Annotated in this window: 22 protein-coding genes; 12 read left to right on the top strand and 10 right to left on the bottom strand. The window is 68.2% G+C overall.

Going from position 1 to position 22,249, the window contains the following annotated elements; all coding sequences use genetic code 11:
- From bfr to NVU01S_RS38360, 3 genes are all read right to left on the bottom strand, one after another.
- Complete coding sequence (bfr, locus tag NVU01S_RS38350; RefSeq protein WP_014985862.1) at positions 1-483, bottom strand: bacterioferritin; 483 nt, start codon at positions 481-483, stop codon at positions 1-3.
- A 59-nt stretch (positions 484-542) separates the two neighbouring features.
- Complete coding sequence (locus NVU01S_RS38355) at positions 543-734, bottom strand: (2Fe-2S)-binding protein (RefSeq protein WP_043676796.1); 192 nt, start codon at positions 732-734, stop codon at positions 543-545.
- A gap of 119 nt (positions 735-853) precedes the next feature.
- Entirely contained in the window at positions 854-2,305 is a 1,452-nt protein-coding gene (locus NVU01S_RS38360; protein WP_043676797.1) for an FAD/NAD(P)-binding protein, read from the bottom strand.
- Positions 2,306-2,455: 150 nt separating this feature from the next.
- Here NVU01S_RS38360 and NVU01S_RS38365 point away from each other — a divergent pair, with 150 nt between their 5' ends.
- Complete coding sequence (locus NVU01S_RS38365; protein ID WP_043676798.1) at positions 2,456-3,601, top strand: helix-turn-helix domain-containing protein; 1,146 nt, start codon at positions 2,456-2,458, stop codon at positions 3,599-3,601.
- Between the two features lie 68 nt (positions 3,602-3,669).
- Positions 3,670-4,587, top strand: a complete 918-nt coding sequence (locus tag NVU01S_RS38370) for a DMT family transporter (RefSeq protein WP_043676898.1) — start codon at positions 3,670-3,672, stop codon at positions 4,585-4,587.
- On the opposite strand, the gene NVU01S_RS38375 is transcribed toward NVU01S_RS38370, so the two are convergent.
- The 3 genes from NVU01S_RS38375 to NVU01S_RS38385 all read right to left on the bottom strand — a co-directional run bounded on the left by NVU01S_RS38375 (position 4,588) and on the right by NVU01S_RS38385 (position 8,969).
- Positions 4,588-7,596, bottom strand: coding sequence for an MMPL/RND family transporter (locus tag NVU01S_RS38375; protein ID WP_043676799.1), 3,009 nt, complete (start codon positions 7,594-7,596; stop codon positions 4,588-4,590).
- Complete coding sequence (locus NVU01S_RS38380) at positions 7,593-8,006, bottom strand: MmpS family transport accessory protein (RefSeq protein WP_043676802.1); 414 nt, start codon at positions 8,004-8,006, stop codon at positions 7,593-7,595. Before NVU01S_RS38380 ends, NVU01S_RS38375 begins: the two co-directional genes overlap by 4 nt.
- Before the next feature lie 306 nt (positions 8,007-8,312).
- Positions 8,313-8,969 (bottom strand): hypothetical protein, encoded by a 657-nt coding sequence (locus NVU01S_RS38385; protein ID WP_043676804.1) that lies wholly within the window; start codon positions 8,967-8,969, stop codon positions 8,313-8,315.
- An 18-nt stretch (positions 8,970-8,987) separates the two neighbouring features.
- On the opposite strand from NVU01S_RS38385, the gene NVU01S_RS38390 reads away from it, so the two are divergent.
- Positions 8,988-9,233 (top strand): hypothetical protein, encoded by a 246-nt coding sequence (locus tag NVU01S_RS38390; RefSeq protein ID WP_043676806.1) that lies wholly within the window; start codon positions 8,988-8,990, stop codon positions 9,231-9,233.
- A gap of 115 nt (positions 9,234-9,348) precedes the next feature.
- Here NVU01S_RS38390 and NVU01S_RS38395 read toward each other — a convergent pair whose 3' ends face one another.
- The gene (locus tag NVU01S_RS38395; RefSeq protein WP_156161778.1) at positions 9,349-9,744 is read right to left on the bottom strand and encodes a hypothetical protein; all 396 of its coding nucleotides are present in this window, start codon (positions 9,742-9,744) and stop codon (positions 9,349-9,351) included.
- A 105-nt stretch (positions 9,745-9,849) separates the two neighbouring features.
- On the opposite strand from NVU01S_RS38395, the gene NVU01S_RS38400 reads away from it, so the two are divergent.
- The 8 genes from NVU01S_RS38400 (at position 9,850) to NVU01S_RS38435 (ending at position 18,817) form a co-directional block, all read left to right on the top strand.
- A complete protein-coding gene (locus NVU01S_RS38400; RefSeq protein ID WP_043676810.1) occupies positions 9,850-12,189 on the top strand; it encodes a bifunctional salicylyl-CoA 5-hydroxylase/oxidoreductase in 2,340 nt (779 codons plus the stop codon).
- Between the two features lie 5 nt (positions 12,190-12,194).
- Positions 12,195-12,971 (top strand): SDR family NAD(P)-dependent oxidoreductase, encoded by a 777-nt coding sequence (locus NVU01S_RS38405; protein ID WP_043676812.1) that lies wholly within the window; start codon positions 12,195-12,197, stop codon positions 12,969-12,971.
- Between the two features lies 1 nt (position 12,972).
- Complete coding sequence (locus NVU01S_RS38410; RefSeq protein WP_043676813.1) at positions 12,973-13,521, top strand: MarR family winged helix-turn-helix transcriptional regulator; 549 nt, start codon at positions 12,973-12,975, stop codon at positions 13,519-13,521.
- Positions 13,518-14,369, top strand: a complete 852-nt coding sequence (locus NVU01S_RS38415; RefSeq protein ID WP_043676815.1) for an enoyl-CoA hydratase family protein — start codon at positions 13,518-13,520, stop codon at positions 14,367-14,369. Before NVU01S_RS38410 ends, NVU01S_RS38415 begins: the two co-directional genes overlap by 4 nt.
- Positions 14,370-14,373: 4 nt before the next feature.
- Entirely contained in the window at positions 14,374-15,546 is a 1,173-nt protein-coding gene (locus NVU01S_RS38420) for an acyl-CoA dehydrogenase family protein (RefSeq protein WP_043676816.1), read from the top strand.
- A gap of 34 nt (positions 15,547-15,580) precedes the next feature.
- Positions 15,581-17,224 (top strand): AMP-binding protein, encoded by a 1,644-nt coding sequence (locus NVU01S_RS38425; protein WP_043676818.1) that lies wholly within the window; start codon positions 15,581-15,583, stop codon positions 17,222-17,224.
- On the top strand, positions 17,221-17,619 hold the full coding sequence (locus NVU01S_RS38430; protein ID WP_043676820.1) for a RidA family protein: 399 nt from the start codon (positions 17,221-17,223) through the stop codon (positions 17,617-17,619). Before NVU01S_RS38425 ends, NVU01S_RS38430 begins: the two co-directional genes overlap by 4 nt.
- A 289-nt stretch (positions 17,620-17,908) precedes the next feature.
- A complete protein-coding gene (locus NVU01S_RS38435; protein ID WP_029897137.1) occupies positions 17,909-18,817 on the top strand; it encodes a cutinase family protein in 909 nt (302 codons plus the stop codon).
- 45 nt (positions 18,818-18,862) lie between these two features.
- Here the strand turns inward: NVU01S_RS38435 and NVU01S_RS38440 are convergent, their stop codons facing one another.
- From NVU01S_RS38440 to NVU01S_RS38450, 3 genes are read right to left on the bottom strand one after another with little or no spacing between them, the layout of a single operon-like run.
- On the bottom strand, positions 18,863-19,606 hold the full coding sequence (locus NVU01S_RS38440; protein WP_043676821.1) for a copper homeostasis protein CutC: 744 nt from the start codon (positions 19,604-19,606) through the stop codon (positions 18,863-18,865).
- A gap of 26 nt (positions 19,607-19,632) precedes the next feature.
- Positions 19,633-19,908, bottom strand: coding sequence for a hypothetical protein (locus tag NVU01S_RS38445; RefSeq protein WP_043676900.1), 276 nt, complete (start codon positions 19,906-19,908; stop codon positions 19,633-19,635).
- A gap of 45 nt (positions 19,909-19,953) precedes the next feature.
- Positions 19,954-21,186, bottom strand: coding sequence for an FAD-dependent oxidoreductase (locus tag NVU01S_RS38450; protein WP_209444841.1), 1,233 nt, complete (start codon positions 21,184-21,186; stop codon positions 19,954-19,956).
- Between the two features lie 388 nt (positions 21,187-21,574).
- Here NVU01S_RS38450 and NVU01S_RS38455 point away from each other — a divergent pair, with 388 nt between their 5' ends.
- Positions 21,575-22,243, top strand: a complete 669-nt coding sequence (locus NVU01S_RS38455; RefSeq protein WP_052281009.1) for a TerD family protein — start codon at positions 21,575-21,577, stop codon at positions 22,241-22,243.
- Positions 22,244-22,249: the final 6 nt, after the last annotated feature.

Consider the following 22,249-nt stretch of genomic DNA (forward strand, 5'->3'; position numbering starts at 1 on the left):
TCAGTCCCCTTCGGGAATGTCGGTGTAGCGCTGCAGGTACAGCTGCTCGCCGAGCTTTTCCAGCAGGGCGAGTTCGGTTTCCAGATAGTCGACGTGATGTTCCTCGTCTTCGAGGATCGCCTCGAAGATGCGGGCGGAGGTCACGTCGCCGCGGGAACGCATCAGCTCGATGCCGCCACGCAACCGCTCGACGGCTTCGAGCTCGATCTGCAGGTCGGCCTTCAGCTGTTCGGGCACGGTCTGGCCGATGCGCAGCGGGTTCAGCTTCTGATAGTTGGGCAGGCCATCGAGGAAGAGGATGCGGTCGGTGAGGATCTCCGCATGCTTCATCTCATCGATGGACTCGTAGCGGGTGTGCTTGGCGAGCTTGGTGAAACCCCAGTTCGCCTGCATTTTGGCGTGCAGGAAGTACTGGTTGATCGCGGTGAGTTCCGCGGTCAGTTGCTCGTTGAGCACATTGATGATGTCCTTGTCGCCTTCCATGGCCACGGATGGTGTCACACGTCACACCGGGGCTTTCCAGGAAGGATTGCCTATCTCGCTCAGGCGGCGGGCGCCTCGGGCCGGACCGTCGTCCGGGCTTGCCCGATCGCGTCGACGAGCCTGCGGGTGCAGCTGCCACAGCCGGGCTTCCAGCCGCAGACCGCTTTGACCTGCTTCACCGTCGCGGCACCGGCGGCGACGCAGCTGTGCACGTCCGCCTCGGAGACGGCGTTGCAGATACAGACGTACACGGTCGACCCTCGCAGGTAGGCTTCAGCTAGTAAGCGAGGCTAACCTAACTAGGTAAGCCTCACCTAATTGGTAGCACCTTTTGTCCGCAAGATCCAGTTACCGATCCATCCTGTGACGTTCAGGGCACGAGGTGCCGCACGAGGTCGGCGGCTTCCACGGCGAGCCCCGGCGGATTCGTGGCGATGAACATCGCGTCGGCGGCCAGATTGCCCAGCACGTGCCAGGTCGGGTCGGGACGGCCCGCGACGAGCAGTCGGCGGGTGCCGGATTCGGTGCGCACTCCCCCGGCCTGCGCGGATTCGGCGGCGCCGCTCGCCAGCAACGCGCTGATCAGCGGCTCGGTCTCGGTAGGCGTGGTGTAGGCGGGCGGGTTGACCGCGTTGAAGACCGTGTCCGCGTGCCACTCGGCGCCGTCGTGCACGGTGAAACCGCCGCCGGTGCGCGCCTCGATCTTGCGAAGTCCGGCGCGAAGCCGCAACTGACCCGAATCCAGCAGCCGCAAAACGATTTTCGCATTGTGCGGCACCATCGGTGAACTCAGACTGCTGATCGTGCGAAAGTGCTCGGTGCGCAGCATGGTTCGATCCGATTCCGTCAGCAGCGGCCAGACGATCGGGCCGAGCACGCGGATCGCCATGGTGAGCAGGCGGCGGCCCTGATGTGGGTCGTCCAGTTCGGTCAGCTGCCGGCGCAACCGGGTCACCGGGTCCTCGGTGGCCCGGAGCTGCGTGGCGAACGAGTCGAAATCCTGTCCCAGCTCGGCGAGTTCGGCGCGCATGAGGTCGACCAGTTGCGGCAGCCGCACGACACCGGCGGCGGCCAGTCGCTGCCCGTTGGCTGCGGTGAGGTGTTTCGGCGCGAGCGGAAGGGGCCGCTGTTGCACGAACGGCAGGACGCCGCTGCGCGACAGCAGGCTGATCGGCCCGGTGTGGCCGTTCGCGGTGAGCGCCACGGCGGTATCGACCGCCGTCAACCCGCTGCCGATCACCGCGACGTGCGCGTCGGGCGGTACCTCGGTGATCGTGTCGCCCAACGGGTATGGCTCGTTGACGTAGCCCGGCGCACCGGTCAACCCGTAATGGTCACGGGGACGGCCGCTTCCGACACTGAGCACCGCGCGGTCCACCGGATGGTCACCGATCGCGGTGTGCAGCAACGCCTTGCCGCCCGCAGCACGGGAGAAGCCGACGACGCGTGCGTTCACCACGCTGACCCGCCGGCCCGTGCGCCGCAGGCGGTCGATCGCGCTCCGGGCGGTCTGCTCCAGATACTCGCCGTACATGCCGCGCGGTACCAGCGGCTGCCCGAGGCCCTCGTCGAAGTAGCGGGCCACTTCTGGCCGTCCCTGCAGCCATCGCTCGTAGTGCGCGCGGTCGGTGGCTCGCACCGACATCAGCGCCGGCGGCGCGTTCACCCGAACCGCCTCGATGTCCGCCTGGTAGGGCCGCCCGCGCCAGACCGCGGTCGAGCCGTCGAACACCGTGATGCTGCCCGCCGTGCCCGACGTGGCCGCGAACGCGTCGAGCAGCGCGACCGCCGCCGCGCCCGCACCGATGATGCCGAGATCCATGCTGTTTCCTTCCGATCACTGAGACCGGACCAGCCTCACCCGGACGCGGTCACCGGGGACATCCCTCGTTTGCGGGGGTTCCCGCCGTGATTTCGCACCCCCGCAAATGAGGGATGGCGGTCGGACGGCGGACACGGCATGGTTGCGTGCATGAGTGTGGCGTCGGTCGGCATAGGTGGGCTGCTGGCGGGAATCGAAGCAGCCCCGGACGCGCACGCGCTGTTCGCGCAGACCTCTACGCGGTTGCGGCGGATCGCGCCGTTCGACGCGGCGGTGTGGGTGGCGACCGATCCGATCAACGGGCTCACCACCGCGCCGGTGCGGGTGGAGAACCTGCACGAGGGTGGATGCGGAACCTATTGGGAGTCTGAGCTCTTCGCCGAACACGTCAACCTGTTCCGCGAGCTGGCGCGGGCGCCGGTCCCGGTCGCGGGGCTGCGCGCGGTGACCGGCGACGACCCGGGCCTGAGTCCGCTGTATCGGAACTTCATGTGCCCGCGCGGTTTCGACGACGAACTGCGCGCCGTGCTCCGGATCGACGGGCAGCCGTGGGGCCAGCTCAGCCTGTTCCGCGAGCGGGGACGAAAGCCATTCCAGGACAAGGAAATAGCCCTGGTGAGCGGGCTGTCGACGCCGATGGCACGGCGGCTGCGCAGTTTCGCGCAACCATATGCCGCCACCGCGGCGAGCGGGCAGCCGGAAGCGCCCGGCATGCTGCTGTTCGACCAGCACGGCGGCCTCGTTTCGATCAACGACGAGGCACAGCAGCTCCTCGCCGAGATGCCGCCCGGCCCCGCGACCACCACCTCGAACGGCATGGAAATACCGCTGCCCGTATGGATTCTCAGCACGGCGGGCCGCGCTCGCATCACCGGCGAGAACTCCCGGATCCGTATTCGCACCACCACCGGACGCTGGCTGGTCTGCCACGCCTCGTGCCTGCGCGACCTGACCGGTGCGCCGGGCATGACCGCGCTGGTGATCGAGCCCGCCACACCCTCCGAGGTCGCGTCGCTGGTGGTGGCCGCCTACGAGTTGACCCGGCGCGAGCTCGACGTCACCGAGCTGATCGCGCGCGGCCGGTCCACCGGTGAGATCGCGAGCACCCTGTTCTTGTCCGCGCATACCGTGCGCGATCACGTGAAGGCGATCTTCGAGAAGGTCGGCGTCACCAGCCGCGGCGAACTGATCGCCAAGCTGTTCACCGACCACTATGAGCCGCTGTCCGCCACCCGGACGGTGCGGGTTTTCGACGGGGAGCAGGGCACCGCCGACGCCCGGACCGGGGGAAGATAGTTCGCCTGGCGAACGTTATGGTCGGTTGTGCACACAACGACTACCTCGTCCCTCCGGAAGCCGGTCACATGCTGATCGGGCTGATCGCGGCGTTGCTGGCCTGCCTGGGCTACGGCGTGGCCTCGGTGTTGCAGGCGTACGCGGCGCGGCAGTCCGCGGCGGCGGCGCTGGCGCGGGGTGTGGGCGGGCAGGTGACCGAGACCGGGGCGCCGACCGTGGCTTCGACGGTGGCGGCGGTGTTGACCGTGACGTTCATTCTGGGCAGCGTGCTCGATGTGGTCGGCTTCGCCGGGAACGCGGTGTCGGCGCGGTTGATTCCGTTGTTCCTCTCGCAGACGATCATGAGCGCGAACCTGATCATCACCGCGGTGCTGGGCATCTTCGTGCTCGGCATCCGGTTGCACCTGCGCGATTGGGTGGCGATCTGCTCGGTGATCTTCGCGCTGGCCGCGCTCGGCGCCGCGGCAGGGCACGAGGGTGGCGGTAGCGACGATCCGGCGCTGCACTGGGGTGTGCTGATCGTGTCGGTCCTGCTGTTCGCCGCCAGTCAGCTGGTGGTGCGGCGGTTGGGCTCGCGCGGTGCGGTTGCGGCGGGCCTGGCCGCGGGAATGCTGTTCGGTGCGTTGGCGATCGCGGTCCGGATCGTGCACGGGATCGATCCGTTCGACGTGCCCGCGCTGCTCACCGACCCGGCCGCGTGGACGATCGCGATCGCGGGCATCGGCGGCTTCTATCTGCATACCGTTGCGCTGCAGCTCGGTTCGGTGAACGGCGCGACCGCGGCGCTGGTGGTCGGTGAAACGGTGGTGCCCGGCATCGTCGGTGTGCTGCTGCTCGGCGACACCTCGCGGCCCGGCCTGGAATGGCTTGCCCTCCTGGGCTTCTTCCTCGCCATCGGTGGTGCGGTGGCCGTGGCGGTGTTCGGCAACCTGTCGCAGCAGGCGGCCGAACCCGCCCCCGAGCCGGTTCCGGTCAGCAGCCGATAGTCACTGACCGCCGCGTGCGGGATCCAAAGCCGGTGCGGTCGGGCGTATCCCGTTCACCTGGACCGGAACCGCCCGCGGCCGAGACTGTTTCGGCTCCGGTTTCCGCAGGATGTTGATCGGCCACCAGAACCAGCGCCCGGTGAGCGCGGCGATCGTCGGGACGACGAACGAGCGGACGATCAAGGTATCGAGGAAGAGCCCGATGCCGACGGTGGTGCCGATCTGGGCGATGTTGTGCGCGTAGCTCACCAGCATCGCGAACATGGTCACGCCGAAGACGAGGCCCGCGGTGGTCACCACCCCGCCGGTGTTGACCATCGACCGGATGATTCCGGTGTTGATGCCCGCCTTCAGTTCCTCTTTGAATCTGCTGACCAGCAGCATGTTGTAGTCCGCCCCCACGGCCACCAGGAAGGTGAACGAGACCGGCGCCACCGACCAGTGCAGCGGATTACCGACGATGTGCTGCCAGATGAGCACGGTCAAGCCCAGCGCGGACAGATACGACAGCGCGACGGTGCCGATCACCGCGATGGCGGCGACCAGGCTGCGCAGCAGGATCAGGACGACGCAGAACACGAAGGCGAACGCGGCCACCACGCTGGTGACGAAGTCTTCGTGCACGAACGCCTCGATGTTGAGCAGCGTGCCGCCCGGCCCGCCGATGCTCACCGTGCTGCCCGCCAGCGACGTGCCCTTCATCGCCTGTAGCGAGGCCGGAATGATCTGCGCGCTGAGATCCATCGCCTCCCGGCTGAAGCCCTCCATCTGCGGAGTCACGATCATCCGCGTCACCTTGCCGTCCGCCGAGAAGAAGAACGGCAGTGCGTTCTTGAACAGCGGGCTGTCGAACGCCTGACTCGGCAGGAAGAAGAATTCACCGGGATCCGCGGTGGTGAAACCGCTGGCGACCTCGTCGAGGAATCGGGTGATGTCCGAGATCTGCGGGAGCAGGATGTCGAGGGTGCCCTGCAGCGGCGCGATCACGCTCTTGACCTGCGCGACAAAGCCTTTGAGGCCGTCCACCTGGGTGGCGAGTTGTGGCAGAGCTTGCGACGCCGTGCGCAGACCGGTCACGAGTCCGTCGACGGTGCCGTCGAGCCGGTCGGTGTCGTCGAACAGCGAGAAGCCGGTTTGCGCCGCCCGGCAGGCCTGGATGTCTTGGCAATTCGGAATCGAGTTCACGAACTCCCTTGCCGGACCGGCTGTCTCGCGCAGCGTATCAAGTTTGTCGACCACCCCGGACACAGCCGTCTGCATGGCGGCGGCGCTGGTGTTCACCTGGCCGAATCCCTGCCGGCCGGTGGCGAGGGCGGTTTCGAGTCCCTTGATGGTGAGATTCAGCTGATCGATGCGTCCGGCGAGGGTGGTCAGATCGTCGAGGCGCGGCGTGAGCATGTCTTTCATCTGGGTGAACCGGCTGCCGATGTAGCCGGCCTGGCCGGTGAGCGTGCCGAGTTCGAGCGGGGTGGTCAGCGGCCGCGTAATACCCTGCACCGCACTGACTCCCGGCACCTTCACCACGGCGTTGGTCAGCTTCGCGAGTGCCACCAGGTCCGCGGGATTGCGCAGATCGTGGTCCGATTGGACCAGCAGGATGCTGGGCGCCATGATGTTCGGCGGCAGATGCCGGTCGGCGGCCGCGATGCCGAGATTGGCGGGCGAATCGCTCGGCTGGGCGATGCGCTCGTTGAAACTCGGCTGGAAGGTCGGCAGCACGAGGATGGCGAGCACGAGCACGGCCAGGCTCGCGACCAGCACCGGGCCGGGCCAGCGCACCACGGCGGTCGCGATCCGGCGCCAGCGGCGCTGCGAGGACTGCGCACGCGGTTCGAGGAAGCCGAGCCTGCTGCCGAGCGCCAGCAGCGCGGGCCCCAGCGTCAACGCGGCGGCGAGGGTGACCGAGACCGCGATCGTGCACGGCAGACCGGAGGTGCTGAAGATCGCGAGACGGGTGAACGACATGCACGCCGTCGCACCGGCGACGGTCAACCCGGACGCGATGATGATGTGCAGAACCCCGTGCAGCGCTGTGTAATACGCCGTTTCCGGGTCCTCCCCCGCGCGCCTGGCCTCTTGGTAGCGGCCGAGCAGGAAGATGCCGTAGTTGGTGCCCGCGCCGAGCACGATCACCGCGAGCAGCGCGGAGGCGAAGATCGAAACACCGATCACCTCGTGTTCACCGAGATACGCGACCACGGGCCGGGCCACCGCCAAGCCCATTCCGACGGTCAGCAGCGGCATCGCGACCGTGATCGGCGACCGGTAGACGCACAGCATCACGCCGCCGACGAGCACGGCGCACATGATGATGAGCAGCAGAATCGAATCGTTGATCGAGACGAGTTCGTCGTTGACCACGGCCGACGGTCCGGTCAGGTGCACTGTGATACCGGCGGGCGGCGGGTTGTCGGCGATGATGTCGCGAGCCGCCTGGGTGGATTCCATCGCCAGCGCGGTGCCCATGTTCCCGGCCAGGTTGAGCAGCACGTAGGCGGCCTTGCCGTCGGCGCTCTCGCTGGCGGGCGCGAAGTCCGGGCTGGACCACAGATCCATCGCGGAGTTGACGTGCTTCTTGTCCTGCGTCAGCCGATCCAGCAGCGTCAGGTAGTACTGATGTGCGTCACCGCCGAGCGGGTTGTCGCCTTCGAGCAGCACGTACACGAAATTGTTCGTGCCGGCACCGCCGAACGAATCACCCATTTTGACGATCGCCTGCACCGACGAGGCCTCGTCCGGCAGGAAGGATCGCGCATGCCCGTTGACCACCGTTTCCAGCTGGGGCACAACGAGATTCAAGCCGCCCGCGAGCAACAGCCAGATCGCGATGATCGGTAGCGAGAACATGTAGAGCAGGCGCGCGAACAACGGACGGCCGGGGGCGCGTCGCAGCAGCGTCCGGTCGAACGGCACCGAGAATTCTCGGCGCACTGCGGGGAGCAGCGCACGCAGCCGCTCCCGCAACGGTTCTCGCGACTCTTTCCCGCGCCGCCGCACGAAGTTCGTCATGACACCGGCACCGTGCAGTTGACCGCGGCGAACGGGCCGGTGGCCGCCTGCGCATCCCGGGCCTGCCCGTTGATCACGATCCGGCACGCGACCTGGTCGGAATTGGCTTGCGCGACAACGCCGGTCGGCAGAGCGAGCTTGCGGGTACGCAGCGAGGTGCGCCATGGAAGTTCGGTCGACACGTCTTTGACCTTGCCCTGCTCGTCCAAATAGGACAGATGCACCGGTGCGCCCGGTGGGCCGTCGATCTCGTAGTCGATGACCTTCTCGCGCAATTGGCCGAGCACCGGCGGCGGGCTGGAATGCCCGATCGCCAGATCCTCGATCTCGCTCAGCCGCAACCGCGCGATGAAGAGGGCCGTCAGGCCCAGAACCAGGAATACCACGCCGTATACCCAGGCATTCTTCATGACTTTCTCCGCTATCCGTTCGAGCGTCGAGCCTTCTTCTCCGCAAATACGCGGCACTCCTGCGCCGGCCCTGTTCGCCGGCCCGTCGACGGCCCTCGATTCGACGGCCACGGCTCGCCGCGGTGGGCGGATCATTGCCGTGACGCACGGTAACAGAAACCTTTCCCGTTCGGCAATATGCCATAGGACATACCCGTGGCACGCCTACTACCACTGGATTCAGCCTGATGTTCAGCGAGCGCGGCGACTCGGCGGCACGAAATCGAACGGATCACCCAGCGGGCGCGATGCCCGCGCGGCGGCCGGTCAGGACTCGGGTGCGGGCGGTGTCCGCACCGCGATCTCGCCGCCCAGCGTGTAGCCACCGGAAAGCTGAAGGTTGTCGCCGCTCCAGAAGCGGCCCGGGTCATACCAATTGGGGCTACGACGCTCCGGCAGCAACCCCATCGCCTGGTAGGTCGCGGCGACGATCTCCGCGCAATACGCGCTTTCCAGCTCGCGGGCGGCAGCCCTGCGCGATTTGCGCAGCGGCAGGCGCGCCCGGCCACGCAGCCAGCGCCCAGCCAGGCCTGCGGTGGAGGGGAACGGGGTGCCGTCGAGCCGGGCGATGGTGCGCAGCAGGCTGTCTTCCATCTCCCGCGTCGCGGGCCGGTCCAACTGACGCAACCACGCCTGCTGACCGTAGCGATGCGCCCACACCAGCACCGCGTCGCGCAGATTGTGCAATTGGACGCCGCGATGCGCCGCCCCCGACCACATGTCCGGCAGCGACCGGCCGAGTTCGGCATGCCAGATCAGTGCAGGCAGATCATCGAGCACCACCGACATCCCCACGTGATTCACCGGACTGTTCGTCGTCAGCCGAATCGCCCGGTCAGCGGCCGAATGCCCACGGAACAACCAGATGTCGCCGGTCCTGGTCAGCTCGAGTGCCCGATCCAGATCGATGCCCGTCCCCGTCATGGCCGTAGCCTATGCGCTATGCGGTGGTGGAAGGCAGTGGGATTGGCAGGTGCGGCCGGCGTGGTCGCCACCGGCGTGGTGGTCGTGCGCGCCGAGCGACGTCGGCGCGCCTACACCCCCGAACAGGTCCGCGAGCAACTACACGTGCGCTTCGCCCAGGCCACCGCCGCCGAGAGTGCCGCCGAAACCGCCACTCCCGCAGCCGAACCCGCCACCACCCTGCGCGCCCGCCTGCGCCGCCTGTGGCGGCGCTTCCGCCGCTGAGAGCATTGGTGGGCTTTCGAGCGGGTGCGCTTCAGCCAGGCGACAGAATCGAACGCCGAACCGCCACTCCGGCAACCGAAACCGCCGCGGGCCTACGCGCAGGCCTACGCCCCCACTAGCGCGCGACCGCGACCCCGCGACGTTCGTACCAACTCGAAAACCGGGTCACTACGACCGCGACGGCACCCACCGGCAGGTAGTACCCCCACGCGGCGAGCACGGAATCCGTTGCGGGTAGGGCGATCAGTGAGCCGAGCACCAAAACTCCCGCGATCGACCAGGACAGTCCACGCGCGACCTGCAGCGCGGGCACCGCGCACAGCATCACCGGCACCGCCAGCAAGAGCACCAGCCGCATTCCGTAGTGGGCGAACATGGGGTCGCCGCACGCCGCGTCCATCTGGACGACCTCGCACGAAGAGATCTGGTACAGCGGCTCGGACGCGACGAAGACGCCCCACGCCGCGGTCGCCCCCGCCAGCACCAGCCATGCCGCTCTTGCCGAACTCATGTCGAGATCATCGCACTCACCGCCGGGAAATCCGGGGCCGGAAACTACTTCATAACTAAAGCTTTAGTTGTAAAGTACTGCTACCGCGACTTCAGAGGAGAGCAGATGAAGGTCGTGTGCATCGGCGGCGGACCCGCCGGACTGTACTTCGGGTTGCTGATGAAGCAGCTCAACGCCCAGCACGAGATCACCGTCATCGAACGCAACCGGCCGTACGACACCTTCGGGTGGGGCGTGGTGTTCTCCGACGCCACGATGGACACCATGCGGGAGTGGGATCGCCCCACCGCAGAGCGGATCCAGTCGGCGTTCAATCACTGGGACGATATCGAACTGCGGTTCAAGGGCCGGGTATTGCGCTCCGGCGGACACGGTTTCGTCGGCATCGGCCGTAAGAAGCTGCTCAACATCTTGCAGGAGCGGTGCGAAGAGGTCGGGGTGCAGCTGGAGTTCGACCGGGAAGTCCACTCGGATCACGAATTCCCGGACGCGGACCTCATCGTCGCCGCCGACGGCATCAACTCCAGGATCCGCACCGGGCACCGCGACGTGTTCGCACCCGATCTGGTGACCCGGCCGAACCGCTACATCTGGCTCGGCACCGAAAAGCTCTACGACGCTTTCACTTTCGATTTCGTGCAGACCGAACACGGTTGGGTGCAGGCGCACATCTACAAGTTCGACGAGAACACCAGCACCTTCATCGTCGAATGCCCGGAACATGTCTGGCGCGCCCACGGGCTCGACCGAGCCGAGCCGGACGAATCGGTGGCGTTCTGCGAGCGGCTGTTCGCCGACAATCTCCAGGGCCAGAAGCTGATGACCAACTCGCGACACCTGCCGGGGTCCGGGTGGCAGAACTTCCAGCGGGTCAAATGCGATCAGTGGTGGCTCGACAACGGCGACAGTCACGTCGTGCTGATGGGCGACGCGGTGCACACCGCGCATTTCGCGATCGGCTCGGGCACCAAGCTGGCGCTCGAGGACGCCATCGAGCTCGTGCGGCAGTTCGGGGCGCACGGCGACTCTCCCGCCGACCTGCCCGCGGTGCTGACCCGGTATCAAGAGGTGCGTTCGATCGACGCACTGCGCTTGCAGAACGCGGCGTGGAACGCCATGGAGTGGTTCGAGGTGTGCGGCGAACGCTATTGCGACCAACTCGAACCCGAGCAGTTCATGTACTCGATGCTCACCCGCAGCCAGCGCATCAGCCACGAGAATCTGCGGTTGCGCGACAAAGGCTGGCTGGAGGACTACGAGCGGTGGTTCGACGCCCGGGCGGGCCTGTCCCGCACCGCCGAAGAGCCCTCCGTCCCACCGATGTTCACGCCCTACACGGTACGCTCGGTGACCTTGAAGAACCGGGTGATCGTCTCACCGATGGCGCAGTACTCGGCGGTGCACGGCGTGCCGACCGATTTCCATCTGGTCCATCTCGGCGCGCGTGCCACCGGCGGGGCCGGACTGGTCTTCGCCGAAATGACCTGCGTGAGCCCAACGGCCCGGATCACGCCCGGCTGCCCGGGGCTCTACACCGATGAGCAGCAGCGGGCGTGGCAGCGCATCGTCGAGTGGGTACACACCAACACGGACGCGAAAATCGGCATGCAGCTCGGCCATTCGGGTGCGAAGGGCTCCACGCGCCGCATGTGGGACGGCACCGATCAACCGCTCACCGCCGCGGACGACGAACCGAACTGGCCGTTGATCTCCGCCTCGCCCCAGCAGTATCTGCCCGGCGTGAGCCAATGGTCGCGCGCGATGACCGAGGCCGACATGGCCGAGGTGACACGGCAATTCGTCGAAGCCACCCGCCGGTCGGCGGAAGCAGGCTTCGACTGGCTCGAATTGCATTGCGCGCACGGCTATCTGCTGTCCAGCTTCATCTCGCCGCTGACCAACCGGCGCACCGACGACTACGGCGGCTCCCTGCCGAACCGGTTGCGCTATCCGCTCGAAGTGTTCGCCGCGGTGCGGGCCGAGTGGCCTGCCGAATTGCCCATGTCGGTGCGCATTTCGGCACACGACTGGGTGGACGGCGGGATCACCCCGGCCGATGCCGTCGAGATCGCGAAGCGGTTCAAGCAGGCGGGCGCGGACCTGATCGACTGCTCCGCCGGACAGGTGTCGAAGGCCGAGCAGCCCACCTTCGGCCGGATGTGGCAGACGCCGTTCGCCGACCGGGTGCGCCAGGAGGCCGGGATCGCCACGATCGCGGTGGGGGCGATCTCCGAAGCCGACCACGTGAACAGCATCGTGGCGGCGGGACGCGCCGACCTGTGCGCGATCGCCCGCCCGCACCTGGCGAATCCGGCGTGGACGCTCACCGAGGCGGCCAAGATCGGCTACACCGATCTCACCTGGCCGAAGCAATATCGCGCCGCCAAGCGGCAATTCGAGGCGAACATCCAGCGCCAGCAGGCCGCCGCGACGGCGAAGGGGTGACCGGCATGGCGCAACGCACCCTCGGCAGGCACGCGCTGATCACCGGCGGATCGCGCGGGATCGGCGCGGCGATCGCGAGCAGGCTCGCGCAGGACGGAGCTCGGCTCACCCTGCTGGCCCGCGATCTCACCCGAGCCACCGAAACCGTCGCCCGGTTTCCGAAATCGGCTGCTGCGCACGCGATATCGTGCGATGTCACGGATCCGGCGGCCGTCACCGCGGCCTTGACCGAGGCCCGCGCCCGGCACGGCGCGATCGATATCCTGGTCAACAACGCCGGGCAGGCGGCCAGCGCGCCGTTGCGGCACACCAGCGACGAGCTGTGGCAGCGCATGCTCGCGGTCAATCTCACCGGCACGTTCCTGTGCACCAGGAACGCCGTGCCGGACATGCTCGCCGGCGGACGCGGGCGGGTGGTCAACATCGCGAGCACGGCCGGGCTGCGCGGCTACCCCTACGTGACCGCCTACGCGGCGGCCAAACACGGCGTGGTCGGACTGACTCGCGCACTGGCACTGGAACTTTCGGGCACACCTGTCACGGTGAACGCGGTCTGCCCCGGCTTCACCGACACCGACCTGCTCCAGGAAAGCGTGGCACACGTGATCGAAACGACCGGGCGCAGCACCGAGGAGGCGCGCGCGGCCTTCGTCCGGCACAACCCGCAGGGACGGCTGATCGAACCCGCGCAGGTCGCCGCGACCGTCGCTTGGCTCTGCTCGGATGCGGCCGATGCGCTGACCGGACAGTCGATCTCGGTCAGTGGCGGGGAGGTGATGTGAGGTGACCGCCCACCGTGACGCCGGGCCCGTGCTCGGCGACGAACGCATCGGGATGGAGGCCCGCGCCGCCTCCGGCGACCATCTCGACGTGCGGCTGTGGCTGCGACTCCTGGCCACCACCAACGAGATCGAGCAGGAGATCCGGACCCGGCTGCGCCTGCGCTTCGCGACCTCACTGCCCCGCTTCGACTATCTGGCACAGCTCGACCGTCATCACGACGGCCTGCGGATGAGCGCGCTGTCGCGCTACCTGATGGTCACCGGGGGCAACGTCACCGGCCTGACCGATCAGCTGGTCGCCGAGGGCTGGGTGGACCGGATACCGGACCCGGTCGACAAGCGGGCGACGCTGGTGCGGCTGACCCAGCTGGGCCGCACGCGCTTCGAGGAGATGGCCGCCGAACACGAAGGCTGGCTCACCGAGATGTTCGCCGGTTTCGGCCGCGGCAACGAGCAGGCGTTGTTCGACCTGCTCGGCAAGCTCCGCATCCACCTCGCCACCACCGCCGAGCTCGACACCGATCCATCGACCCCACGGGACCTCGCATGACCCAGCACCTCGATCCCGCCCTGCGCGCGGCGAACCGCAGCACCCTCGCCGACTACACCGGCGAACACTTCCGCTGGCAGGTCGAGGCCGGCGTCGGCACGATCGTGCTCGACCGCCCGGCACGGAAGAACCCGCTGACCTTCGACTCCTACGCTGAACTGCGAGACCTGTTCCGCCGCTTGGCCTATGCCGAGGACGTCAGCGTGATCGTGCTGTCCGGCGCGGGCGAGAACTTCTGCTCGGGCGGCGACGTGCACGACATCATCGGCCCGTTGATCGCGCTGCCCGCGCCCGAACTGCTGATGTTCACCCGGATGACCGGCGATCTGGTCAAGGCGATGCGCGCGTGCCCGCAACCGATCGTCGCGGCGGTCGACGGGGTGTGTGCGGGCGCGGGCGCGATCCTGGCCATGGCCGCGGATCTGCGCGTCGGCACCGCGCGCAGCAAGACCGCGTTCCTGTTCACCCGGGTGGGCCTCGCCGGGTGCGATATGGGCGCCTGCGCGATCCTGCCGCGGATCATCGGGCAGGGCCGCGCATCCGAACTGCTGTACACCGGCCGGACGATGACCGGAGCCGAAGCGTACGCGTGGGGCTTCTTCAACCAGCTGACCGAGCCGGAACAGGTCCGCGGCGCGGCCGCCGAACTGGCGCGCCGGCTGGCCGAAGGGCCGACCTTCGCCCAGGGCATCACGAAAACCATGCTGCACCAGGAGTGGTCGATGACGGTGGACCAGGCCATCGAGGCCGAAGCGCAGGCTCAGGCCCTCTGCATGCTCACCCAGGATTTCGCCCGGGCCTATCACGCGTTCCGGGACAAAGAGCGGCCGAAGTTCGAAGGGAACTAGTCCGATGCACGCCGACCATTGGGACTGGCCGTTCTTCGCGGACGAGCACCGCAAACACGCTGCCGCGCTGAGTGATTGGGCAGATGAGCGGCTGGGCCGGGACACCGGCGCCGACCTCGACGATCGATGCCGCCGACTGGTCCGGGAACTCGGGGACGCGGGCTGGCTGCGGCATGCGGTCGCAGGCACCGACTTCGGCGGTAGTCGCGACCGGATCGACACCCGCGCCCTGTGTCTCACCCGCGAGATCTTGGCCGAGCGCGACGCACTGGCCGACTTCGCTTTCGCGATGCAGGGACTCGGCTCCGGGGCGATCAGCCTGGCGGGCACCGAGGAACAGCAGCGGCGCTACCTGCCGCGGGTGGCGACCGGCACGGCGATCGCGGCCTTCGCCCTGTCGGAAACCGAGGCGGGCTCCGACGCCGCCGCGCTGTCCTGCGCCGCGCGCGCCGACGGCGGCGATATCGTGCTCGACGGCGAGAAGACCTGGATCTCCAACGGCGGTATCGCGGACTTCTACGTCGTGTTCGCCCGCACCGGCGAAGCCCCTGGCGCGAAAGGCATTTCGGCCTTCCTGGTCGACGCCGACAATCCGGGTCTGCACATCGCCGAACGCCTGGACGTGATCTCCCCGCACCCGCTCGCCCGTCTGCGCTTCGAGGGGTGCCGGATACCGGCGACACAGCGGATCGGCGCCGCGGGCGGCGGTTTCGGTGTCGCGATGCGCACCCTCGACGTCTTCCGGACCTCGGTGGCGGCCGCCGCGCTCGGCTTCGCCCGGCGCGCACTGGCCGAAGCGCTGGACCGCACCACCTCGCGACGGATGTTCGGCGGCGTGCTGGCCGACTTCCAGCTCACCCGAGCCGAACTCGCGCGCATGGCGACCACGATCGACTCGACCGCGCTGCTCACCTATCGGGCGGCATGGCAACGCGATCAAGGCCGTCCGGTCACCAGGGAGGCCGCCATGGCGAAGATGGCCGCAACCGAAGGCGCCCAGCAGGTGATCGATGCCGCCGTACAGATGTGGGGAGCGCTCGGGGTGGTCCGCGACCAACCGGTCGAGCGGCTCTACCGCGATATCCGCGCCCTGCGCATCTACGAGGGCGCCACCGAGGTGCAGCAGTTGATCATCGCCCGCGAATTGCTGCGCGGCATCCCACCCGATCCGTCCTGATCTCCGATCACCCTCTCCCCCACAAGGTTCGACCATGACAAGCGCCCACATCGACACCTTCGCCCGCGACCACCTGCCACCGCTGGACCAGTGGCCCGACCTCGTGTTCGATCGACCGGAACTCCACTTCCCCAGCCGACTCAATTGCGCCACCGAACTACTCGACCGGCATGTGCTCGACGGCAACGGCGATCGGCTCTGCATCCAGGCCCCCGGTGGACCTCGCTGGACCTATGCCGAACTACACGACCAGGCCAACCGGATCGCCGCGGTGCTGGTGCACGACATGGGGCTGGTGCCGGGCAACCGGGTACTCCTGGACGCCCCGAACAATCCGATGCTCGCGGCCTGCTGGTTCGCGGTGATGAAGGCCGGCGGCATCGCCGTGACAGCCATGCCGCTGCTGCGCGTCAAAGAACTCACCCAGATCGTCGACAAGGCGCAGATCACCCACGCGCTGTGCGATGTGGCGCTGGCCGGTCAGCTCGCGGCGGTCGCGGCCGCCTGCCCCACCCTCGACCGGATCCGCTACTTCCACAGCAGTTCCGGCGACGGACTGGAAGCGCTGATGGCCCGCCACGACGGCTGGTTCGACACCGTGGCGACCGCGGCCGACGACGTCTGCCTCATCGCCTTCACCTCCGGCACCACCGGAGTTCCCAAGGCCACCGCGCACTTTCACCGCGACGTGCTGGCGATCTGCCACACCTTCCCGCGGCACATCCTGCGGCCCGAACCCGACGACGTGTTCATCGGCAGCCCGCCACTGGCTTTCACGTTCGGGCTCGGCGGGCTCCTGCTCTTCCCCATGACAGTCGGGGCGTCGACGGTGCTGGTCGAGCAGGCGAGTCCGGCCCGATTGCTGGAGGCCATCACCGAATTCGGCGCGACGGTGCTGTTCACCGCGCCCACCTCCTATCGGATTCTCGCGCGGCACGGGGCCGGACTGCGCAGCACGACCCTGCGCAAGTGCGTCTCCGCGGGGGAACCGTTGCCGCCGTCGACGCGCACCCGCTGGCGCGAGGCCACCGGGATCGAGCTGATCGACGGTATCGGCGCCACCGAGCTGCTGCACATCTTCATCTCGGCCGACGAGGCGCACGCGCGACCGGGCGCGACCGGGTTGCCGGTGCCCGGATATCAGGCCCGGGTCGTGGACGCGGAGGGAAATACGTTGGGGCCCGGGGAAGTAGGGCTGCTCGCGGTGCGCGGGCCGACCGGTTGCCGCTACCTCGCCGACGAGCGGCAGACGGTGTATGTGCGCGACGGCTGGAACTACACCGGCGACGCGTACTGGGTCGACGCCGACGGCTATTTCCACTATCAGGCCCGCTCCGACGACATGATCGTGTCGTCCGGTTACAACATCGCCGCGCCCGAGGTGGAAGATGCGCTGGCGGGGCATGCCGCCGTGGCCGACTGCGCGGTGGTCGGCGTGCCCGACGAGGATCGAGGTCAGATCGTCAAAGCCTATGTCGTGCTTCGTCCGGAGATCGACTCCACCGACGGGATGGTCGAGGAATTGCAGGACTTCGTGAAACGTACTGTGGCCCCGTACAAGTACCCGCGGGCCATCGCCTTCGTCGCGGATCTGCCACGCACCCCGACCGGCAAGCTGCAACGCTTCCGCCTACGGGAAACCGGTGCGATGCACGGTGATTCGGCGGCGACGGCATGAGGGTCCTGCAACCGCCGGGGTGGCCGCGGCCGCGCGGTTACGCGAACGGCGTCGTCGCGCGCGGCGAGCTGGTGTTCGTGGCGGGCATGGTCGGCTGGGACAGCGACGGCGTGTTCCGCGCCCACGACCTCCCCGGCCAGGTCCGGCAAGCGCTGTGCAATGTCGTCGCGGTGCTGGCCGAGGCGGGCGCCGAGCCCGCGCACATCGTCCGGATGACGTGGTACGTCACCGACGCCGACGCCTACATCGCGGCCCAACGCGAGATCGGCACGGCCTTCCGGGACATCATCGGCACCTTCGACGCCGCGATGACCGCCATCGAGGTCACCCGGCTCATCGAAAAGGAAGCGATGGTGGAAATCGAGGTCACGGCCGTGATCCCCGACCGCGCGTAGGACCGGCTCCCCGGCTTGTGCGTACGCCGCATAACCGCAGGCAGGAGCTGTGCATATGGCCGAAATGCGGTCGCCGTGCACAGGATCCGAGCCGATGATCGGCCGAATTTCCGAAGGAAGTGGCCGATCCCGCTGGCGTCCGGCGAACATTCTGGAGACACTGTTCGGACCTCCGGAAAATTCTGGAGGTGGGGGAACACCTGAAGAGAGACAGTCAACGGCGCTCAAAACGGACACCGGGCGCCTTCGCCGACCGGGCCGCGCCCCGGCAGTGCACACGGAGTACACGATGTTTTCGCGATGGAAGAACACCGCCGCCTGCGCGGCCGCCATGGTCACCGCAGTCCTGCCGGTCGGCGCGGCGACGACCGCACAAGCCGCCCCGCAACACTGCCCCGAAATGTACGTGGTCGCGGTGCCCGGCACCTGGGAGACCTCGAACGCCGAGCCGGGCAAGGGGATGCTCGCCGCCGTCGCCGACAACTTGCCCGGCGATGTCGCGACCGACTACGTCGCCTACCCGGCGACCGCGTTCCCCTGGGAAGGCGACGTCTACGGACGTTCCAAGCAGGAAGCCATCAACGGCACCCGCGCACTGCTCACCGGCATGGCCCAGCGCTGCGACTCGACCCGGTTCGCGCTGCTCGGCTACAGCCAGGGCGCGGACGCGGCCGGTGACGTGGCCGCCGAGATCGGCACCGGGCTCGGCGTCGTGCGCCCCGAGCGCGTCGCTTTGGTCGGGCTCATCTCCGATCCGCGCCGCTCGCCCACCGACACGCTGATCGGCCCGCCGGTGCTCGGTGCGGGTGCGGGCGGTCCGCGCCTGGGCGGCTTCGGCTGGCTCACCCCGCAGACCTACACCTTCTGCGCCGCGGGCGATCTGTACTGCGCGATCCCCGACGGTGATTTCGCCGCCCGCATCGCCGGCTTCTTCGCCCAGGTCTCGAACCCCAACCCCGCGCTGCTCGGCGCCTACCAGCAGCAGGCCAACGCGCTCATCGCCGACGCGCTCGCCGCCGGTGGTCTCGGGTTGCTGTCCGACCAGCTGAACAACTCGGCCTACGAAGAGCGCAAGCAGCAGATCGACGACTTCCTGAAGTCCGGCATCCACCAGAGCTACCCGCACTACGCGGTCGGCGGCGGGGACACCCCGCTGACCTGGCTGCGTGAGCGGCTGATCGAGGTGTCCAGGGGCTGAGGCCCGGCGCGGCGGTCCGGCACCGAATACCGGACCGCCGCAGCACTATTCGGCTCGCCGCCGACCATGCACGAGGCGGCAGAGTTCGGCGGCCTCGGCGGGGTCGGTGTCGAAGCGGTCGAAGCCTTGCGGCACACCGGATCCCGCGAACAACACCGCACTGCCCTCGGCGCCCGGCACCGGGGTGCGCATCGCCGCATGCAGATCGGCGACACCGGTCGCGTCCAGCGCCGCGATGGCATTCGACGGGCGGACACCGCCGCACGCCATCACGTCCAGCGCACCCGCGGCCCGCTCCACCAGATCCTTGATCACCGCGGCACCGTCGAGGACCGCCCGCTCCCTGCCCGCGGTCAGCACCCTGGTGAAACCGAGATCGATCACCTGATCCAAGGTCCGCTGCGACGACGCGCTGACATCGATCGCCCGGTGAAAGGTGATGTCCAGGTGTTCGGCCGCCGCCACGAACGCCGCGCAGGCCGGATCGACCGCACCGGACCCGTCGAGCGCGCCGACGACGACCCCGTCGGCTCCGGCCACCCGTGCCGCGGCGATATCGCGGACCATCAGCTCGATCTCGTCGCGGGTGTACCCGAAATCACCCGGCCGGGGCCGGATCAGCACGTGCACTTGGGTTTTCGTGGTGGCGGCGATCGCGTGCTCGAGCAGGCCGAGGCTGGGCGTGAGCCCGCCGTCGGACAGCCCGCCGCACAACTCGATCCGATCCGCACCCACCTGTTCGGCGATTCGCACCCCGTTGACCGACTCCACACAGATCTCTACGCGCACAGCAGCGAGTATCCCCCGCCGACCCCCTACCCGGACCGCAGCACCCGATAGATCGTCTCGGATTTCGGACTCGGCCGCGCCACCTCGTTCCACCCGATCTCCTCGGCCCGGCGCGCGATCGCCGCCCGCACCTGCGCGGGATCGACGTCGTCCTCGAAAAACGCCACAGACAGCCCATTTCCGGTCTGCTCGTCGACGAGGTGATAGGCCTGTAAGACGCCCGGGACGGCTTTCGCGGCGTCGATCACCCACTGCCGGTCGTCGTCGGGCATCGGTTCCCACACAGCTACGCGAGCGAACATGTCCATCCTTTCCGCGGGGACGAGGTGACGGTACCGCCGGTCTGTTCAACTCGGCAGTGGATCCGCACCGAGGGTTTTCGTCCCGTTCGCCGCGGACAGCCGCACCATCGCGAACCCCTCGTCGAGCATGTCCCGCTCGTAGTCGCGGATCGCGTCGAGTAGTGCGTCCTGATCTGTCGCAGCGGTCAGCGCGGCGGCCAGCGCCGCGGCGTCCCGCAGCGCCATGTTCGCGCCCGCACCGGCCGCGGGGCTCATGGCGTGGATCGCGTCACCGAGCAACGTCACGGTCGAACTCGGCCACGGTGCGACGGGCACGCTGCTGCGCACGACGATCGGGTAGACGCTCGACGGGATCCAGCTCCCGACGATGCGAGTGACCAGCGGATGCCAGCCGGACAGCTGGCCGAGCACCAGGTTTCGCAGCTGCGGGCCGTCTGTCGAGCGAAGATTGTTGTCCCCCAAAGGGAGTCGGTCGACGTGACAACCGAACTGCACGGCGAGAGTGTCCGTCACCGCGCCCAGCCGGAGTCCGGGGGCCAGCCGGGCGGCGGCCGTCGCCGGAGGTTCGCGGTATTGCACGGGTGCGATACCGACGAACCGCCGGTCCGGATCCACCACGGAATTGAACACACCGAACATCGTCGGCGGGAGGGCGCGTCGCAGTTCCGGCGTGAGCGGCACCCGCCCGTAGATCAAGCGCGTCCGGGTGTCGACGACGCGGGCCTGTGGCAGCCGCACCCCTCGGATCGTCGAACCGACACCGTCCGCGGCGACCAGCACCGTGCCGCGCGCCTGCCCGCCGTCCGCGAATTGTGCTGTCACGCCGCCATTTCCACTGACGTATCCCACGCAACGACGTCCGAAATGCACTGCGTCACCGAGACCGGACAAAAGGATCCGTCGCAATATCCGCCGGTCGATCACCGTGTGCGCGGGCATGACCTCGGCCCCGACGCTCTGCTCAGGTGCCGGCTCGTCCAGGGTGAACACCCCCGTCGGACTCAGCTGCGCATCGAAACCGTGCACCAGGGGCGCAGGGCGTCCGGCAATCGCACCGATGAGCGAGAACAGCTGCGGCGGAAGGCTTTCCGCCAGCGCCCGCCGTCCGCGCCAGTCGAGGTGCAGCCGATGCCCCTGCGCCCTGACAGCTACCGCAGCATCCCGTTCGTACACGGCGACACCGATCCCGGCCCGCCGCAATCCTTGGGCCAGACAGAGCCCACCCAGCCCCGCGCCGATCACGATGACATCCGGACACACCGAATCGAGCTTGCGCACAACACACCTCACCGAAGTCGATTTACGACTCCCACCTCCCCGATGCCGCCGGACATCGAGAAACCGTGTAGTGAGGCCGAAGCCCGCGAGTGTCCACAGGACGCTCCGGTGAGAAGACCACCCCAGCCTACCATCGGCCGGACGAATACCGCCGCGGCCGTTGGTTGCTCGAGGTATACTGCGGGTACGCGGATGATTGTGCGAGACGAAACCCGTTGCGGCGCAAACACGGTGCGTCACGGGTGGTATCGAGATCGAATTCCGTCGCGGAGAACATGTTCGATCGACCTCGGGTCGAATTCTGCTGATAGATCGCCACACTGGCTGTTCGGGGGAACTGCCCACTGCATCGGGGTCCGAGTCGGCACGCGGAGAAAAGGAGTTGCCCATGCAGCGAACGAGCAACGATGCGACCACCCGGCTGATGCGTGACCACGGCGTCCGGATCGGACGTTCCCACCAACGGCAACAACGGATTTCACGGATAGCGCACACCGGAGCGTACGCGTCCGGGTCCGCGCCGGTCCGCCATGTCGAACCGCCCGCCGGCCGCAGTGCGACACTGCGTTACGTTCGCATGGGCCTCGGCTGGGCGCCGTTCGACGGCACGCACCTCGCCGCCGACCTCGACGCCACCGCCCTGCTCTTCGACGGCCACCGCCTGCTCGACGCCGTCTATTTCGCCCAGCTCACCTCCGGTGACAACGCGGTCCGCCACCACGGCACCGGCCACCTCGGCGCCGGTCACGGCGACAGCGAGATCATCACCGCCGATCTGTCGCGCGCCCACCCGCGCGTCAGCACGGTCCTGTTCGTCGTCACCTCGTACCTGCACCACACCTTCGACCGTGTTCCCGACGCCTACTGCCGGATCGTGGACGGCGTCAACCGCACCGAGCTCGCCTACCTCGACCTGACCCGCACCGCATGCACCGGCATGGTGGTCGCCGCCGTGCACCGCACCGGTCACGGGTGGAAGCTGCGTCGCATCGCCCGCCCGATCACCGCCACGCACCCGCTCGAGGCGGTCCCGCTGAGCGGCACCCACCTCGTGTGAGCTACG

It is taken from the genome of Nocardia vulneris (assembly GCF_001613425.1).
GTDB classification, from domain to species: Bacteria; Actinomycetota; Actinomycetes; order Mycobacteriales; family Mycobacteriaceae; genus Nocardia; species Nocardia vulneris.

Coding starts and splice junctions, on each gene's coding strand:
- bfr (WP_014985862.1), bottom strand. CDS start 483: ATGGAAGGCGACAAGGACATCATCAATGTGCTCAACGAGCAACTGACC.
- NVU01S_RS38360 (WP_043676797.1), bottom strand. CDS start 2,305: ATGGATCTCGGCATCATCGGTGCGGGCGCGGCGGCGGTCGCGCTGCTC.
- NVU01S_RS38365 (WP_043676798.1), top strand. CDS start 2,456: ATGAGTGTGGCGTCGGTCGGCATAGGTGGGCTGCTGGCGGGAATCGAA.
- NVU01S_RS38370 (WP_043676898.1), top strand. CDS start 3,670: ATGCTGATCGGGCTGATCGCGGCGTTGCTGGCCTGCCTGGGCTACGGC.
- NVU01S_RS38375 (WP_043676799.1), bottom strand. CDS start 7,596: ATGACGAACTTCGTGCGGCGGCGCGGGAAAGAGTCGCGAGAACCGTTG.
- NVU01S_RS38380 (WP_043676802.1), bottom strand. CDS start 8,006: ATGAAGAATGCCTGGGTATACGGCGTGGTATTCCTGGTTCTGGGCCTG.
- NVU01S_RS38385 (WP_043676804.1), bottom strand. CDS start 8,969: ATGACGGGGACGGGCATCGATCTGGATCGGGCACTCGAGCTGACCAGG.
- NVU01S_RS38390 (WP_043676806.1), top strand. CDS start 8,988: ATGCGGTGGTGGAAGGCAGTGGGATTGGCAGGTGCGGCCGGCGTGGTC.
- NVU01S_RS38395 (WP_156161778.1), bottom strand. CDS start 9,744: ATGAGTTCGGCAAGAGCGGCATGGCTGGTGCTGGCGGGGGCGACCGCG.
- NVU01S_RS38400 (WP_043676810.1), top strand. CDS start 9,850: ATGAAGGTCGTGTGCATCGGCGGCGGACCCGCCGGACTGTACTTCGGG.
- NVU01S_RS38405 (WP_043676812.1), top strand. CDS start 12,195: ATGGCGCAACGCACCCTCGGCAGGCACGCGCTGATCACCGGCGGATCG.
- NVU01S_RS38415 (WP_043676815.1), top strand. CDS start 13,518: ATGACCCAGCACCTCGATCCCGCCCTGCGCGCGGCGAACCGCAGCACC.
- NVU01S_RS38420 (WP_043676816.1), top strand. CDS start 14,374: ATGCACGCCGACCATTGGGACTGGCCGTTCTTCGCGGACGAGCACCGC.
- NVU01S_RS38425 (WP_043676818.1), top strand. CDS start 15,581: ATGACAAGCGCCCACATCGACACCTTCGCCCGCGACCACCTGCCACCG.
- NVU01S_RS38430 (WP_043676820.1), top strand. CDS start 17,221: ATGAGGGTCCTGCAACCGCCGGGGTGGCCGCGGCCGCGCGGTTACGCG.
- NVU01S_RS38435 (WP_029897137.1), top strand. CDS start 17,909: ATGTTTTCGCGATGGAAGAACACCGCCGCCTGCGCGGCCGCCATGGTC.
- NVU01S_RS38445 (WP_043676900.1), bottom strand. CDS start 19,908: ATGTTCGCTCGCGTAGCTGTGTGGGAACCGATGCCCGACGACGACCGG.
- NVU01S_RS38455 (WP_052281009.1), top strand. CDS start 21,575: ATGCAGCGAACGAGCAACGATGCGACCACCCGGCTGATGCGTGACCAC.